This is a genomic window from Micromonospora craniellae, from assembly GCF_014764405.1.
Classification (GTDB): Bacteria; Actinomycetota; Actinomycetes; order Mycobacteriales; family Micromonosporaceae; genus Micromonospora; species Micromonospora craniellae.
The window spans coordinates 3,582,792-3,597,416 of sequence record NZ_CP061725.1; the positions used below are offsets into that span (position 1 = coordinate 3,582,792).

13 protein-coding genes and 2 pseudogenes are annotated in these 14,625 nt (G+C 69.5%); 12 read left to right on the top strand and 3 right to left on the bottom strand.

What is annotated here, in order from left to right:
- The first annotated feature begins 335 nt into the window (after positions 1–335).
- A complete protein-coding gene (locus ID554_RS16010; RefSeq protein ID WP_117229857.1) occupies positions 336–2,567 on the top strand; it encodes an MMPL family transporter in 2,232 nt (743 codons plus the stop codon).
- A 122-nt stretch (positions 2,568–2,689) separates the two neighbouring features.
- A complete protein-coding gene (locus tag ID554_RS16015) occupies positions 2,690–3,349 on the top strand; it encodes a TetR/AcrR family transcriptional regulator (RefSeq protein WP_117229856.1) in 660 nt (219 codons plus the stop codon).
- Positions 3,350–3,425: 76 nt separating this feature from the next.
- Here the strand turns inward: ID554_RS16015 and ID554_RS16020 are convergent, their stop codons facing one another.
- Complete coding sequence (locus tag ID554_RS16020) at positions 3,426–3,659, bottom strand: hypothetical protein (RefSeq protein WP_117229855.1); 234 nt, start codon at positions 3,657–3,659, stop codon at positions 3,426–3,428.
- Positions 3,660–4,066: 407 nt separating this feature from the next.
- Here ID554_RS16020 and ID554_RS16025 point away from each other — a divergent pair, with 407 nt between their 5' ends.
- The 5 genes and pseudogenes from ID554_RS16025 to ID554_RS32450 all read left to right on the top strand — a co-directional run bounded on the left by ID554_RS16025 (position 4,067) and on the right by ID554_RS32450 (position 6,427).
- Positions 4,067–4,510, top strand: coding sequence for a hypothetical protein (locus ID554_RS16025; protein ID WP_199489258.1), 444 nt, complete (start codon positions 4,067–4,069; stop codon positions 4,508–4,510).
- Between the two features lie 135 nt (positions 4,511–4,645).
- Positions 4,646–5,611 (top strand): RNA polymerase subunit sigma-70, encoded by a 966-nt coding sequence (locus tag ID554_RS16030; protein ID WP_117229854.1) that lies wholly within the window; start codon positions 4,646–4,648, stop codon positions 5,609–5,611.
- Positions 5,612–5,667: 56 nt separating this feature from the next.
- Positions 5,668–5,748: pseudogene (locus ID554_RS32445) on the top strand (hypothetical protein); the annotation flags it as partial.
- Positions 5,749–5,819: 71 nt separating this feature from the next.
- Complete coding sequence (locus ID554_RS16035) at positions 5,820–6,293, top strand: Atu4866 domain-containing protein (RefSeq protein ID WP_117229903.1); 474 nt, start codon at positions 5,820–5,822, stop codon at positions 6,291–6,293.
- On the top strand, positions 6,293–6,427 hold the full coding sequence (locus ID554_RS32450) for a hypothetical protein (protein ID WP_263407285.1): 135 nt from the start codon (positions 6,293–6,295) through the stop codon (positions 6,425–6,427). Before ID554_RS16035 ends, ID554_RS32450 begins: the two co-directional genes overlap by 1 nt.
- A gap of 62 nt (positions 6,428–6,489) precedes the next feature.
- Here the strand turns inward: ID554_RS32450 and ID554_RS16040 are convergent, their stop codons facing one another.
- Complete coding sequence (locus ID554_RS16040; RefSeq protein ID WP_117229853.1) at positions 6,490–7,317, bottom strand: helix-turn-helix domain-containing protein; 828 nt, start codon at positions 7,315–7,317, stop codon at positions 6,490–6,492.
- A gap of 126 nt (positions 7,318–7,443) precedes the next feature.
- On the opposite strand from ID554_RS16040, the gene ID554_RS16045 reads away from it, so the two are divergent.
- Both ID554_RS16045 and ID554_RS16050 read left to right on the top strand, forming a co-directional pair.
- Positions 7,444–8,172 (top strand): Atu4866 domain-containing protein, encoded by a 729-nt coding sequence (locus ID554_RS16045; RefSeq protein ID WP_117229852.1) that lies wholly within the window; start codon positions 7,444–7,446, stop codon positions 8,170–8,172.
- 26 nt (positions 8,173–8,198) lie between these two features.
- On the top strand, positions 8,199–9,536 hold the full coding sequence (locus tag ID554_RS16050) for an amidohydrolase family protein (RefSeq protein WP_117229851.1): 1,338 nt from the start codon (positions 8,199–8,201) through the stop codon (positions 9,534–9,536).
- A gap of 287 nt (positions 9,537–9,823) precedes the next feature.
- Here ID554_RS16050 and ID554_RS16055 read toward each other — a convergent pair whose 3' ends face one another.
- Positions 9,824–10,057 (bottom strand): GntR family transcriptional regulator, encoded by a 234-nt coding sequence (locus tag ID554_RS16055; protein WP_117229850.1) that lies wholly within the window; start codon positions 10,055–10,057, stop codon positions 9,824–9,826.
- A 473-nt stretch (positions 10,058–10,530) separates the two neighbouring features.
- Here ID554_RS16055 and ID554_RS16060 point away from each other — a divergent pair.
- The 3 genes and pseudogenes from ID554_RS16060 to ID554_RS16075 form a co-directional block, all read left to right on the top strand.
- Positions 10,531–12,069, top strand: a pseudogene (locus ID554_RS16060) (cellulose-binding protein); the annotation flags it as partial.
- 270 nt (positions 12,070–12,339) lie between these two features.
- Positions 12,340–13,788 (top strand): VTC domain-containing protein, encoded by a 1,449-nt coding sequence (locus ID554_RS31730; RefSeq protein ID WP_223884105.1) that lies wholly within the window; start codon positions 12,340–12,342, stop codon positions 13,786–13,788.
- Positions 13,789–13,939: 151 nt separating this feature from the next.
- Positions 13,940–14,521, top strand: coding sequence for a hypothetical protein (locus tag ID554_RS16075; RefSeq protein ID WP_147333531.1), 582 nt, complete (start codon positions 13,940–13,942; stop codon positions 14,519–14,521).
- Positions 14,522–14,625 lie beyond the last annotated feature (104 nt).

Consider the following 14,625-nt stretch of genomic DNA (forward strand, 5'->3'; position numbering starts at 1 on the left):
CGTCGCTCAGTGGCGACCGGCCGGCCGGGTGCCGGAGCCTCCTCGGCGCGGGCGATGTCCCGGCAGGCGGTGGCGATCAGCGCTCTTGTCCTGAGTCACCTCCGGGATGTTAGCCAGACCGCGCCCGCTGTCCAGGTGGTCAAAGGGCCGCGAGCGGTGACTGGGCCGGTGGTGCGCCGCCGGCTCGTTCCTATGACGACGGCCACAAAAATATCCACCCGGACATTTTCAAGCTACTGTCTGGTGCAAGCGATCGCGTGGCGTGCTTCCGCCGGCTGAAGCCGAACGAGGCAGCCACAGCGGGACCTTGTTGCCGACACGTAGGAGGAGACGTCATGGCATGGCAGTTGTTCAGGCTCGGGCGCTGGTCGTTCCGACGCCGCTGGACCGTGACGGGAATCTGGGCCCTGCTGCTCCTCACCGTCGCGCTCGGTGCGGCGACCCTGTCAGAAAAGACGAATGACGGCTTCGAGTTGTCCGGCATCGAGTCGACGCAGGCGTTCGACCTGATCAGGGAGCGGGATCCCGAGGCCGTGCCGAACGGCGCGACGGCGCGGGTGGTGTTCCAGGCCCCGGACGGCGAGACGCTTGCAGACCCGGCCAACCAGCAGGCCGTGGCCGACTCGCTCGCGGCGCTGAGGACGGAACACGTACTGTCGATCGTCGACCCGTTCGAGGCGGGGGCCATCTCCGAGGACGGGCGCACCGGCTTCGCCTCGGTCAGCTACGCCCGGAGCGCGGCCGATCTGTCGTCAGCGGATCGCGAGGCCCTCGAAGCTGCCCGTGACGTCGCCGAGCAGGCCGGGTTGACGGCCACCGTCGGCGGAGACGTACTCGGCGTGGAGATCGGCGGAGCGTTGGCCGAGCTGATCGGCATCGCCATCGCCTTCGTGGTGCTGGCCCTCACCCTCGGGTCGCTCGTCGCGGCCGGGATGCCGCTGCTCACCGCGCTGATCGGCGTCGGGATCGGTACGGCCGCCATCGCTGCCCTCACCGGCTTCGTCGAGCTCAGCACCACGACCCCCGCGCTCGGCACGATGCTCGGGCTGGCGGTCGGCATCGACTACGCGCTGTTCATCCTGTCCCGCTACCAGGCCGAGATCCGCCAGGGGCGCCCGCTGGAGGAGGCGGCCGGCCGCGCTGTCGGCACCGCAGGCTCCGCCGTGGTGTTCGCCGGCCTCACGGTCGTCATCGCCCTCGTCGGCCTCGCCCTGTGCGGCATCGGATTCCTGACCGAGATGGGCCTGGGTGCTGCGTTCACCGTCGCTCTCGCCGTATTCATCGCGCTCACCCTGCTGCCGGCACTGCTCGGTTTCGCCGGCGCTCGCGTCGTGAACAAGCGCACCGCCGCCATCGCCGCGGGCACCGGCGCCGACCAGAGTTCCGGCGAGCCGCGTACTCTCGGACGCCGTTGGGTCGAGGGCCTTGCCCGCGTCCGCTGGCCCGCGCTCGTCGCCGGGATCGCGGTCGCCGCCGTGGCCTCCATCCCGGTGGCCTCCCTGCAACTCGCGCTTCCGGACGACAGCACCAAGCCCGCAGGCAGCGACGTACGTGTCGCCTACGACCTCATCGACGAGAACTTCGGTGCCGGAGCCAACGGGCCGCTGCTGATCGTCATCGACACCGCGCAAGCCCCGGACCCGGCCGCCGCAGTCGCGACCGCCACCGAGATGCTGCAGACGATGGCGGCCGAGAACGACTCCAACGTCGCCGCCGTGATCCCGGCCATCATCAGCGACAGCCCGGAGGCGCAGCAGGCATTCATGCGGCAACTCGACACGGCACAGTACGCGACCCTCACGGTGATCCCCCGCTCCGGACCGTCCGACCAGTCGACCAAGGAACTCGTCGCGGACATTCGGGACACGCTGTCGGTCCTGCCGGACCAGAACGGGGCCCGCGCCCTGATCACCGGCGTCACTGCGGTCGGTGTCGACATCTCCAACGAACTGACCGAGGTGTTCCCGCTCTATCTCGCCGTCGTCGTGGGGCTGGCCCTCATCCTGCTCATCGCGGTGTTCCGCTCGATCTGGGTGCCCGTCAAGGCCGCGCTCGGCTTCCTGTTCTCCGTCGGCGTCTCCCTGGGAGCGACGGTCGCGGTCTTCCAGTGGGGCTGGCTCAACGAACTCGTCGGTCTCGACGCCAGCGGCCCGGTCCTGTTCCTGCTGCCGATCCTCCTCACCGGCATCCTGTTCGGCCTGGCCATGGACTACGAGGTCTTCCTCGTCACCCGCATGCGAGAGGCGTACGTCCACGGCGTCCCAGCGCGTCAAGCGGTCATCGACGGCTTCACGCACAGTGCCCGCGTCGTGGCCGCCGCAGCGCTCATCATGGTCGGCGTGTTCGCGGGCTTCACCCTCACCGACGACATCATCCTCAAGACCATCGGTTTCGCCCTGGCCATCGGCGTGCTCGTCGACGCGTTCCTGGTCCGCATGCTGATCGTCCCCGCCACCATGCTCATCCTCGGCCGGCGGATCTGGTGGATGCCGCGCTGGATGAACAAGGTCGTCCCGACCCTGGATGTGGAGGGCGAATCGCTCGCACGTCACCTCGCCGCACGCTAGGCGCGCGCCTCGACGTCATCGCCCCCTCGCCCTGGCCGAATCGACACGTCGGCCAGGGCGGGGACTGGTCATAGGATCGAACAGGCGGCGCACCGGCCCGCCGATCGCTGTGGAGGTATGCCATGACCGACCGGGACCCACGGGCCGTCCCGCCCGCCCGGCAGGAGGGTACGTCGAAGCGAGGCCCATACGCCAAGGGACTCGCCCGGCGGCAGCAGATCATCAACGAGGTGTTGGCGGTCTACGACCGGCTGGGATTCGAGGGCACCTCGCTGCGCGCCATCGGTGAGGCGATCGGCGTGACCCACCCGGTGCTCAAGCACCACTTCGGCACCCGCGAGCAACTCTTCATCGAGGTGCTGCGGGAGTACGACCGTCGCTTCCTCGACGCCCGGGACGTCGGAGACGGCACCTTCGTCGACCTGATCCACCGCTCGACCGAGCACAGTCTGCGGACACCAGGGCTGATGGCACTGCTGAACAGCATGGTGGCCCACGCGCTGGAAGCCGGCAACGACCACTCACGCGCCCACTTCTCCGAGCGGTACGCCGAGCTGCGAGGCAACATCACGGAACTTCTCGCCGAAGGCCAGGAGGCCGGCACCGTACGCTCGGACATCCCTCTGCCAGAAGCGGCCTCACTCGTCCTCGCGGCGGCCGACGGCCTCAGCACCCAATGGCTGCTCGACGGAAGCGCCGACATCAAGAACGGCCTGCTGCTGCTGCAACGCCTCCTCGAACCACCGGACCAGCAGGTCGCTCGGGCCGACGTCCAGTCCTGAGCTGACGGAGGACCTCACAGCGGGGGGCTGGCTTCGATCGACGACGAGGCCAGCCCCACTTCTTGTGAAACAGGTCTTAGTTCGGTGCGCGTACCCCGCTGGCAGACCAGTCCCTGGTGGCGCCACGGACGTACATGGTGCTGCTCTGGTTGCCGGAGAAGTACTGCCGGATGGAGCCGGCGAACGGTGTGCTGGAGGCGTTACGGCCGTAGACGTCGGTGTAGACCGTGGTCGGGCCGCTGTTCTGCACCTGGAACGTACCGGGGCGGAACTCCCGTAGCGTGCCCTTGAAGGGTGAGCGTGGTGTCATCCCAGGCGATGTTCTGCCCAGCCTGGCGGGCCTGGTTGCAGTAGTCGCCACCGGGTGCCCTGGTGGAACTTGTGAGCGCAAACATTGATCTCGACAAACGTAAGCGGGCGACAGTCCACCCTGCCGATGGCGTACGGCGGGTGGTGTCGCTGTTGCAATTCTCGTGCGGTACTGGTCGGCTTGACGGTGGCGGATCGGGCCGGCGGAGCCGGCACGCCGAGAGGGGGCGGACCGCGTGGGGCTTTCGGTAGAGGCAGGCGCCAGTGCTGTTCCGTAACGACATCCTCGACGGAATCCAGTAGGGCAGGGTCTCGCTGGCGTTCCGCCGTTGGCGGCAGGCGCGGATCCGGCAGGGCAGCCGGATCCGTACCGCGATCGGCGTCGTCGAGGTCTTCTCAATCCGCGAGGTGGAGGCGAGTGCGGTCTCCGACGCCGAGGCGCGGCGGGCCGGCTACCCCTCCGGCGCGGCTCTGCGCGCTGACCTGCCGGCACGCGACGAGCTGCCGCTGTTCCGCATCGAGGTCGGCTACGCAGGGTCGGATCCGAGGGAGGCACTGCGCGTCCAGGATCAGCTCAGCTCGGACGAGGTCGCCACGATCGCCGCGCGGCTGGACCGGCTCGACCAGGCAGCCAGCCGTGGTGGGTGGACCCGCGACGTCCTGGCGATCATCGCCGAACACCCGGCCCGACGCGCCGCCGAGTTGGCCGAGCTGGCGGGCTATCCCGGCACCGAGGTGTTCAAGCGTGACGTCCGCAAGCTCAAGGAGCTGGGCCTGACCGAGAGCCTGGGTACGGGCTACCAGCTCTCACCACGCGGTCGCGCTCTCGTGAAGCGACTCGGCCCGGCATAGCCACGCCCGAGGCACGCCGTACCGGCCGGCCCTGGTGATGAGTTGTCGCGCCCGCGCCCGTCATACCTACGTCGGGACACGACGAGGCAGAAGGATGACGAGAGGAATGCGGACGTACGGCTGGAGGAGCTGGGCATGAGCGGTCTGGGTGAGGTCGACGAGTCGGCTTTCTCGGGGCTGGCGGAGCGGCACCGGCGGGAGCTGCACGTGCACTGCTACCGGATGCTCGGGTCGTTCGAGGACGCCGAGGACACCGTGCAGGAAACGTTCCTCCGTGCCTGGCGGCGGCGGGAGACCTTCGAGGGGCGGTCGACGTTCCGGGCCTGGCTGTACCGGATCGCCACCCACGCCTGCCTGGACCTGCTCGCCAAGCGCCGCCCCGAGCCGGCGACCGGCGGCGAGGTGCGGTGGCTACAGCCCTACCCGGACCGGCTGCTCGACGAGCTGGCCGCCGGTGGCGCGGACGAGCCGGAGGCCGCCGCCGTCGCGCGGGAGACGATCGAGCTGGCGTACCTGGTCGCGGTCCAGCATCTCGCGCCGCGCCAGCGGGCCGTGTTGATCCTGCGGGACGTGCTCGGCTGGCCGGCGAAGGACGTCGCGGAGCTCCTGGGGGACTCCGTCAACTCGGTGAACAGCGCGTTGCAGCGGGCCCGCGCCGGCATGCGGGAGCACCTGCCCGCCGAGCGCCAGGACTGGACCGGCGGCGAGGAGGACGCCGGGACGCGCGAGCTGGTACGCCGCTACACCGACGCCAGCGTGGCCATCGACATCGGCGGGCTCACCGCGCTGCTGCGGGAGGATGTCCGCTGCTCGATGCCGCCCACGCCCGGCCTGTACGTCGGCCGTGACACGGTGGTGAAGGACTGGGTCGAGAACGGCTTCGAGGACATGACGAACCTGCGTGCCGTCCCCACCTCGGTGAACCGGCAGCCGGCCGTCGCCTTCTATCACCGGCGGGAGGGGGGAAGCGCGTACCTGCCGCTGACCATCGATGTCCTGCGCATCAGCGGCGGGGCGATCACCGAGATCATCACGTTCCACGACGACCAGTTCCCGCGTCTCGGTCTGCCGACGTCCCTGCCGATGGACGGCACGGAGTAGTAGTCCGGTCCCGGTGCCCGCCGTTCCTCACCGGGGCGAACGTCGCCGCCCGCGCCGCCCTCCTCGGGCTGCACCTCGTCCCTGCGGCGGTGATGATCCCGACCCTGACGCGAGAGCTACGGCGCTACGACAGGTGATACTGGAGGGCGTTCTTCCTGGGAGTACTGGGACCAGGCTGTCGGCGGGCGGGATACCTACCGTGGTCGACATGGCGAATTCGAGACTCGGGACCCTGTTCAGCGCGACATGCGGCGTCCTGTTGCTCGCGGGTTGTTCCGCCGAGGCAGGCAGCGGTGGTGTCGCGTCCGACGACGCGGCGCAGCACGGCCGGTCGGAGTCCACGCCTTCGGCGCCTGCCGCCCCGACTGCGACGCCACCGACTGCGACGCCACCGGCGGGCACCGGTGACGTGTCACCGCACCCGTACGTCGGGATGTGGTTGACGGCCGACGGCCACATCCGGCAGATGCTGCTGCCGAACGGCCGGTACGACGAGGCCCGGGGCGAGCGGGAGAGCGCCTACACGGGTTCCTACCAGGTGATCGGGACCCGGATCGAGTACGTCGACGACACCGGTTTCAGCGCGGACGGCACCTTCGACGGAGACGTGCTGCATCACGCGGGATACGTCTTCTATCGCGAGGGCAGCGACGCGCACCGGCAAGCGAGGGAGGAACGCTGATGAAGGACAGTGCGAAGCAGCACAGCCGGCGGGCGTACACCTCCAAGGCCGAGTTCCTGACAGAGGGTTCGGCACCGATCCTGGACCGGCTGTCGTCGATCCTCAGGTGCGGTGCCACGCCTTTCTGGACATGATCGCGGTGCGGGAACTCGTCGAGCGCATCGAACTGCCGTGAATCGGCGGTACGAGTCCGGGGTCAGTGGAGCCAACGGCTGACGGCGAGGGTGCCCAGCAGCCGCAGTGCCTCGGCGCTGCGGCTGTGCGGCTCCGCCCGGTACACGATCAACTGCTGGCCGGGCGCGTCCCGTACGTCGAACGCGTGGTACGACAGGGTCAGCTCGCCCACCGCGTCGTGCCGGAACGTCTTCGCCTCGTGCGTCTTGCCCTGCACGTCGTGCCGCCCCCACAGCCTGCGGAACTCCGGGCTCGCGGCACCCATCTCCTCGACCAGTTCCCGCGCCCGCCGGTCGTGCGGGTCGTGGCCGAGGGCCAGGCGCAGGTTCGCCACGCACGCCTCGGCGGCACGACGCCAGTCGGCGAAGAACGTCGTACCGGCCGGGTCGAGGAAGGTCATCCGGACGAGGTTGTCCGCCTCGGTGAAGTCCGCGTAGAACGCGTCGGCCAGCGTGTTGCCAGCCAGCAGGTCGAGTCGCCGGTCGATGACCACGGCCGGGGTGTCCGGCCAGGCGTCGAGCAGTTCCCGCAGGCTCTGCCCGACCTGCGGTCGGGCGGGGGTCGGCGTACTGCCGGGTGAGAGCCCGGCCAGCCGGAAGAGATGGTCGTGGGCGTCCGGCGCGAGGTCGAGCGCCCGGGCCACCGCGGCCAGCACCGACGACGACGGGTTGCGCTCCCGGCCCTGTTCGAGCCGGGTGTAGTAGTCGACGCTCACCCCGGCCAGCACCGCGACCTCTTCGCGGCGCAGCCCGGCGACGCGCCGGGTGCCACTGGACACGAGGCCGACGTCGCCCGGCGTCAACCGGGCGCGTCGAGCGGTGAGGAACGCCCCGAGCGCGGTCGTCGGCATGCCACCAACGGTAATCGTGCGGGCTCCGGCCCGGCAGGGTGCGTCACACCCTGGTTCGGTCCGGCCTGGCTGCCGACTCCGCCTCCGGTGACGGTGGGAGCACGAACCAACCCCAGGAGGTACGCCATGAGCAGCCCGATGCTCGACGAGGCGGTACTGGCGGAGATCGCCGGGAACACCGGTGACCGGCACCGCCCACTGATGTTCGTCAACGCCGCCATCCACACGCTCGCCCCGGTGATCGGTGACTTCCCCGCCGCCGACCTGCTGGTCGGTACGAACGAGATCGTCGCGGTCGGCACCGGCCTGCACACCGCCGCCGAGGACGATGGCGCGATCGTGATCGACTGCACCGGCCTGACCATCGTGCCCGCGGTCGTGGACGGTGTCGCCGTCGCCGGCCTGCGCGTTCGTCCGGCCGACCGGGTCGGCGCGCTCACCCCCGGAAACCCCGCCACCTTCGCCCTGGTCGCCGGCCCGACCTCCGGCAGGTCCGTCCTGGAGGTGATCATCTGGCGTCCGGAGCAGGCCGCCGCGATCGTCGTCGACGGCGAGATCGCGCTGGCCAACGGCCGCCGAGTCACGCCCGCCCCGATCGAGCCCGAGCCGGGACCGCGATCGGTCGAGAGCCCCTACCTGGGCATGTGGATCGACGAGACCGGTTTCCTGCACCAGGAACTCACCGCCGACGGCCGGTACGACGAGACGCGGGGTGGCCGACCGCACGCGTACCAGGGGGCGTTCTGGATCAACGGCGATCGGATCGTCTACCGCGACGATCTGGGCTTCTGGGCGTACGGCCGGTTCACCGACGGGGTGCTGTACCACGCCGGTTACGTCCTGCGCCGCCGGTGAGGCGCAGACTGCGAAGGGAGAGCCCGATGATGGTGTTCAGCGGCGGCACGGTCGTCACCATGGACCCGGCCATCGGCGACCTGGTACGGGGTGACGTGCTGGTCCGCGAGGACCGGATCGTCGCGGTCGGCCCGGACCTGCGTTCGCATCCGGAGGCGGCGGGCGCGACCATGATCGACACGACCGGCCGGATCGTCAGTCCCGGGTTCGTCGACACCCATCGGCACGCCTGGCAGGCGCAGATGCGCCGCAGCATCCCGGACGTGACCGACCTGGGGGCGTACGTGATGTCGACGCTGGCCGGGATCGCGCCCGCGTACACGCCGCACGACATGTACGTCGGCACCCGGCTCGCCGCGCTCACCGCCCTGGACGCCGGTATCACCACGATGCTCGACTTCTCGCACAACTCCCGGACGGCGGCGCACTCGGACGCGGCGATCCAGGCGCTGGTCGACACCGGCATCCGGGGCGTACACGCGTCCATGGGACCGCACTTCGGTGAGTGGGACCGCCAGTGGCCCGGCGACCTGGCCCGGTTGTGTGGGGCGTACCAGGGAGCGAACGGCGGGCTGGTGACCCTGCGCCTGGCGGCGTTGGCCACCGACGAGATCGCCGGTCCGGCCCTGGCCTACGGGCCGGAGCTGGCGGCCGTCGCCCGTGATCTCGACCTCGGTGTCAGCGTGGACGCGGTGTTCGGCGTGCCGTCGTCGGCGGCGATCCTGCGCTGGGCCGCCGACGGGCTGCTCGGCCCGGATCTGACCCTGATCCACGCCACGGGCCTCACCGTGCAGGCGTGGCAGGCGATGGGCGACGCGGGGGTCACTGTGTCGCTGGCACCGACCTCCGAGGCGCAGATCGGCCTGGAGACGGCGGTACCCGCGATCGACGAGGCGCTGGCCGTCGGTATCCGGCCCGGACTCAGCATCGACGTGGAGGTGGCGCTGGCCAGCGACATGTTCACGCAGATGCGTACCCTGCACGCCATCCAGCGGATGCGTGCGGTGAACGCCGCATACGGCGGGGACACCGCGCCGGACCGGATCACCACCCGCGACGTGCTGGACTTCGCCACGACGCAGGGTGCCCGGACCAACGGACTCGGCGACGTCACCGGTTCCCTCACTCCCGGCAAGCAGGCGGACCTGCTGGTGGTCGCCGCCGACGACATCAACACGATGCCGCTCAACGACGCGGTCGGCACGCTGGTGCTCGGGGCCGACCCCCGCAACATCGAGACCGTCGTGGTCGCCGGCCAGGTACGCAAGCGGAACGGGCAGCTCGTCGGCGTGGACCTGGACGAGCTGCGCCAGCAGGTGACCCGGTCCCGCGACACGATCCGCAAGTCCGTGGCCAACGCCTGAGCCCGCGTCTCTCCCGCCCCCGCACACCCTGGCCGCCCCGCCCCGCCGTCGCCCGCACGCCCTGCCCGCACGGCGAGACGCATTCGGCGATCATGGAGTTGTGGTCACCGCGAAAAGGTGAATCAGGCCGAAACTCTAGCCACAACTCCATGATCGACGAGGCGAGATGCCACCCGCACGCCGGAAGCGGCAGCGTGCGGGTGGCTGCTTCGTGGGGGTGACGTTGGGCGGGCTGCCTCGTGTGGGGTGGCCCGGGTGGGCCTGCGCGGGAATGCCGAGTCGCTGAGTCAGGACTTGTCGGCGACGTAGGTGCCGCGACCGGTGAACGTGACGACGAGTCCGCGATCCCGCAACAGGCGCATCGCTGCGCGGACGGTCCCACGCGCCACGCCGTATTCCTGCTGCAAGGTGGCCTCGCTCGGGAGCGGCTGACGCGGCTTGAGCTTGCCCTCCTCGATCTGCTTGGCGAGGAGGTCTGCGAGCTGAACGTAGAACGCCACCGGGGACATCTCGTCAACCATGTGCGGACCTTATGAATGGGCCGAACTGCCAGGGCGTGCGATACGGGTAGGACGGTCTAAGGCATGTCGTACAGGCTGTACGGCATGGACAGGTTGAGGTTCGGGCATGGGTGGTGGCCGGTCTGCCGCGATCTTCCGTGACTAGCGGACAACTCCGAGATTTTGCAACAAACCTGCACATCTCTACTATTGCGCCGCGAGTAAGCGCTTTCCTAGCCTGAGATTACATCGATGTTTCGCTCTATCGCCAGTTCGAGGGCTTTCGAAACTCAGTCACCTGCGGTGTCGGACTGTGCAGGAAGTGTCTCGCGCCGCGCTCACCAACGAGGAGTCCAACAGTGAGAACCACAGTGCGACACAGGCTTCTGGCCGGCGGCACCGCCGTGGTCGCGGCGGCCGTGGTGGCTGCGGCGCTGCCGGTCACCCGCGCGTCGGGTGCGGCGGACGGCCTCGTCGCCGCCTCGGTCGTCGCCAACGCGACCAACCTCAGCATCGGTGCCGGCGCCGACGGCTCCAGCAAGGGCAGCGGCACCAGCTACGGCAACGTGATCGACGACAACGTGAGCACATACTGGTCGCCGTCCGGCTCGACCGGCCGCATCTCGGTCAAGTGGGGCTCCGCCACCACGGTCGGCTCGGTCACCATCCGCGAGGCGTCCGGCGCGGTCGGAGTCATCGGCGCCTGGCGACTCGTCAACAACGACACCGGCGCCACCCTGGCCAGCGGCACCGGCGCCGGGAGCATCACCTTCGCCGCCACCTCGCTGCGCAAAATCAACTTTGAGATCACCAGCGCGAGCGGCACGCCGAGGGTCGCCGAGTTCGAGACGTACGCCTCCGGCACGACGACCCCGCCGACGACGCCTCCGCCGACGACCGGGCCGACCACCCCGCCGCCGACTACGCCTCCGCCGACCACCCCGCCGCCCTCGTCGAACACGCTGTACGTGGCGCCGACCGGCACCGACAGCGCGCCCGGAACGCTGGCGAGCCCGACGACGCTCACCTCCGCGATCACCCGGATCACCGCGGGCGGGACGATCTTCCTGCGCGGCGGCACCTACCGCCACTCGCAGACCATCACCATCGCCCAGGGCAACAACGGCACGTCGAGCGCCCGCAAGAACATCTTCGCGTACGCGGGAGAGACCCCGATCCTGAACTTCTCGGCGCAGAGCGAGGACCCGGCGAACCGGGGGCTCCAAATGGGCGGGTCGTGGTGGCACGTCCGAGGCATCGTCGTCGAGCGGGCCGGGGACAACGGCATCCTGCTCGCCGGCAACAACAACATCGTCGAGCGGGTGGTGACCCGCCACAACCGGGACTCCGGGCTCCAGCTCTCGCGGCTGATCGCCAACGCGCCCCGCGACCAGTGGCCCTCGAACAACCTCGTGGTGAGCACGGTGTCGCACGACAACGTGGACTCCGACGGTGAGGACGCCGACGGGTTCGCCCCGAAGCTGACCGTCGGCTCCGGCAACGTCTTCCGCTACACGGTCGCCCACAACAACATCGACGACGGGTACGACCTCTACACCAAGAGCGACACCGGCGCGATCGGCGCGGTGACCATCGAGTCCTCCCTCGCCTTCGGCAACGGCACCCTGAGCAACGGTGGTCAGGCCGGCAACGGTGACCGCAACGGCTTCAAGCTCGGTGGTGAGGACATCGCGGTGAACCACACCATCCGGGGCAACATCGCGTACGACAACGGCAAGCACGGGTTCACCTACAACCGGAACCCCGGCACGATGACGGTGTCGAACAACGCCAACATCGGCAACACCGAGCGCAACTTCAACTTCGACGGCGGCTCATCGGTGTTCCGGAACAACACCTCGTGCAACAGCGGCTCGAACGACCGGATCATCGGCAACTCCGACAGCTCGAACCAGTTCTGGTCCGGCACCAACGGGTCCCGGTGCTCGTCGTACTCGGGGGCGCTGGGTTGGTCCTTCGCCTCCGACGGCCGGCTGGTCGTGACCTTCGGCGGCCGGGTGGTCACCCCGTAACGAACACGGACGACGTCGGCGTCACCGGTGTGGTGACGCCGACGTCGTTCACCGGGGGTTCATCCGAGAATCAAAGCCCGTTCATAGGTACGCCTGTTGGTATTCGTTGGCATCTGACGCCTACGGATCGGCCAACATCCCATGCTCACCTGGCGCAACCGGGCACCCGCCCGTCCCACAACGCGTACGCCGTCGGCACCGATCGTCGGGCCCGGCCCGGCTGCGGACCGCGACGATCAGGCCGGCCACGCCCTCCGCGCACCGAGCCGATTGCACGCGTTCAATCGGTACGAGGTCAAATACGTGGTGCCGGTCGGTGACGTGCCGGCGCTGCGTGCCGAACTGGACGCGCGAATGGGTCGCGACAGTCATGGCGACCGGGCCGGGTACGGCGTGTGGAGCGTCTACTACGACACCGATCGACTGCGCTTCTACTGGGAGAAGATCGAAGGTCTCCGGTTCCGGCGCAAACTGCGGGTGCGCCATTACGGCGACCGTTCCACGATCACCGACGACAGCATCGTGCACGTCGAGATCAAGCAACGGGTCAACCGGGTCACCCAGAAGCGTCGCGTCGCCCTGCCGTACCGCCTGGCCCGTGATTTCTGCGACCGCCGGGAGATGGTCGCGCACCATCCCGACCAGCGGGCCTTCCTCGAAGAGGTGCTGGAGCTGGTCTGCGGACTGGACCTGCGTCCGGTCGCGATGACCGGATACCAGCGGGAGGCGTTCGTCGGACGGGATTCCGACGTCGGCCTGCGAGTCACCATCGACCATCGGGTACGCGGCCGGGACCGCGACTTCCACCTGGGCGCCGAGGCGGAGAACCGCCTCATCGTGCCGGCCACGCTCGCCGTGGTGGAGATCAAGGCCAACGAGCGGGTGCCGTACTGGCTCACCGACCTGGCCGCCCGGGCGAACCTGTCGATCGTCCGGATGTCGAAGTACTGCCAGAGCGACACCGAGTTCGACGAACAGCTCGCCGACCGGGTCGACGTGGAGTCCTTCGCCCGCTACGTGGCCTGGCAGAACCTGCTGCTCAACTTCGACGACATGTCCGGTCCGGGTCGCAACTACTACCTCTGGTACGACCTGACCAGCAAAAAGTTCACCGTGGTCGGCTGGGACTACAACCTCACCTTCAGCGGTGACGCCGGTCAGGGCCCGCACGAGCAGGGGCGCCTCGGTGGTGGTTTCCGGGGCGGGGGTGCCACCCGCCCGATGACCGGCCAGCAGGATGCCGAGAACGAAGGCGCGGCCCCTCCGGGCTTCACCGCCCCGGGAACAGATCCGCCGGCTGTCGCCGCCGATACCCCGGACGCGAGGCCGGACCGTGCGGGCCGTCCCGACACCGGCGGGCCCGGCGACGCTGGGCCCGGCAACGGTCGGCCTGACAACGCTGGGCGCGGTGACGGTGGGCCCGGTGGTGGTGGCCCGGGTGGTGCTGGACCCGGTGGTGGCGGCGGTCACCTCCTCAAGGAACGCTTCCTCGCCAGGGAGACGTTCACGCAGGTGTACGAGGACGCGTACCGCGAGCTCTATCGGCAGGTCTACGCCGACGGCGCGGCCCTGGCGGCGCTCGACGGCATCACCGAGGTGTTGTCGAGTGTCGACGGGCAGGACGCGCAGACCGTGACTGACGACGCGGATCGTCTGCGTACCCTAATCGGTCAACGCACCGAGAGTCTCGCCGCGGACCCGGTGATCACCCAGAGCTGAGCCCGGCGTGACCCTCCGTCGATGCCCTGCCGGGAGGCCCATCGACCTGACATGTTCCTCACGTCCGCTCGCGAGGCTGGCTGCGGCCGGGCCGAGAACCGGCCGCAGCGGCCCGGGAACGTCCCGGACCGATCGGACGAGAGGCGTTGTCATGCGCAGGAACCGAACGCTGTTGATGGGTGCCGTCATACTGATCGCGTTGTCGGCCTGCGGGACGACGGCGGAGGAGAAGAAGACGGACGACGGCGCTGGACAGGTGGCCTCACTGGCCACCCCCGAGCCGGAACGGACCGGCTCGGCGCAGCCGAAGGAGGAACGTCCGCGCGAGCGGCTCGACACCACGCCGGAGGAGTACCAGGCGCTGCTCGGGCCGTACCGCAAGTGCCTGAAGCAGCAGGGCGTCCCGGACAAGTTGACGGCCGGACACCCCGGCCGACCGTCTAGCGAGACCAACGCCAAGGAGGCGGAGGCGTACGAGGCGGCGAACCGGATCTGTGAGCCGAAGTACTATCCGCTGCCGCCGTGGGAGAAGGACCCGGCCAACCCGGAGGCGCGGGACTTCGCGGTCGCCGTCGTGAAGTGCCTCAAGGACAAGGGCGTCAAGTACGTGGAGGTCTCCGAGGACGGCGTCTCGCTCGCCTTCGGCGGCGACCAGAACCACTCCCGCTCGATCAGCATGGGTCTCGATCTCGCCCCCGAGTGCGAGCGCACGGTGGCCGCCGCGCAGAACTGACGGCGCCCGCCGAGATGTAAGGAGGGGTCCCTTCCTATACACGAGGCGTTAGGAAGGGACCCCTCCTTACACACAAGCACCGGCCGCCGCGCTCTTTCGTGTCG

What these genes read in the sequence shown, in the direction of transcription:
- ID554_RS16010 (WP_117229857.1), top strand. Translation starts at nt 336, where the DNA reads ATGGCATGGCAGTTGTTCAGGCTCGGGCGCTGGTCGTTCCGACGCCGC.
- ID554_RS16015 (WP_117229856.1), top strand. Translation starts at nt 2,690, where the DNA reads ATGACCGACCGGGACCCACGGGCCGTCCCGCCCGCCCGGCAGGAGGGT.
- ID554_RS16020 (WP_117229855.1), bottom strand. Translation starts at nt 3,659, where the DNA reads ATGACACCACGCTCACCCTTCAAGGGCACGCTACGGGAGTTCCGCCCC.
- ID554_RS16030 (WP_117229854.1), top strand. Translation starts at nt 4,646, where the DNA reads ATGAGCGGTCTGGGTGAGGTCGACGAGTCGGCTTTCTCGGGGCTGGCG.
- ID554_RS16035 (WP_117229903.1), top strand. Translation starts at nt 5,820, where the DNA reads ATGGCGAATTCGAGACTCGGGACCCTGTTCAGCGCGACATGCGGCGTC.
- ID554_RS32450 (WP_263407285.1), top strand. Translation starts at nt 6,293, where the DNA reads ATGAAGGACAGTGCGAAGCAGCACAGCCGGCGGGCGTACACCTCCAAG.
- ID554_RS16040 (WP_117229853.1), bottom strand. Translation starts at nt 7,317, where the DNA reads ATGCCGACGACCGCGCTCGGGGCGTTCCTCACCGCTCGACGCGCCCGG.
- ID554_RS16045 (WP_117229852.1), top strand. Translation starts at nt 7,444, where the DNA reads ATGAGCAGCCCGATGCTCGACGAGGCGGTACTGGCGGAGATCGCCGGG.
- ID554_RS16050 (WP_117229851.1), top strand. Translation starts at nt 8,199, where the DNA reads ATGATGGTGTTCAGCGGCGGCACGGTCGTCACCATGGACCCGGCCATC.
- ID554_RS16055 (WP_117229850.1), bottom strand. Translation starts at nt 10,057, where the DNA reads ATGGTTGACGAGATGTCCCCGGTGGCGTTCTACGTTCAGCTCGCAGAC.
- ID554_RS16075 (WP_147333531.1), top strand. Translation starts at nt 13,940, where the DNA reads ATGCGCAGGAACCGAACGCTGTTGATGGGTGCCGTCATACTGATCGCG.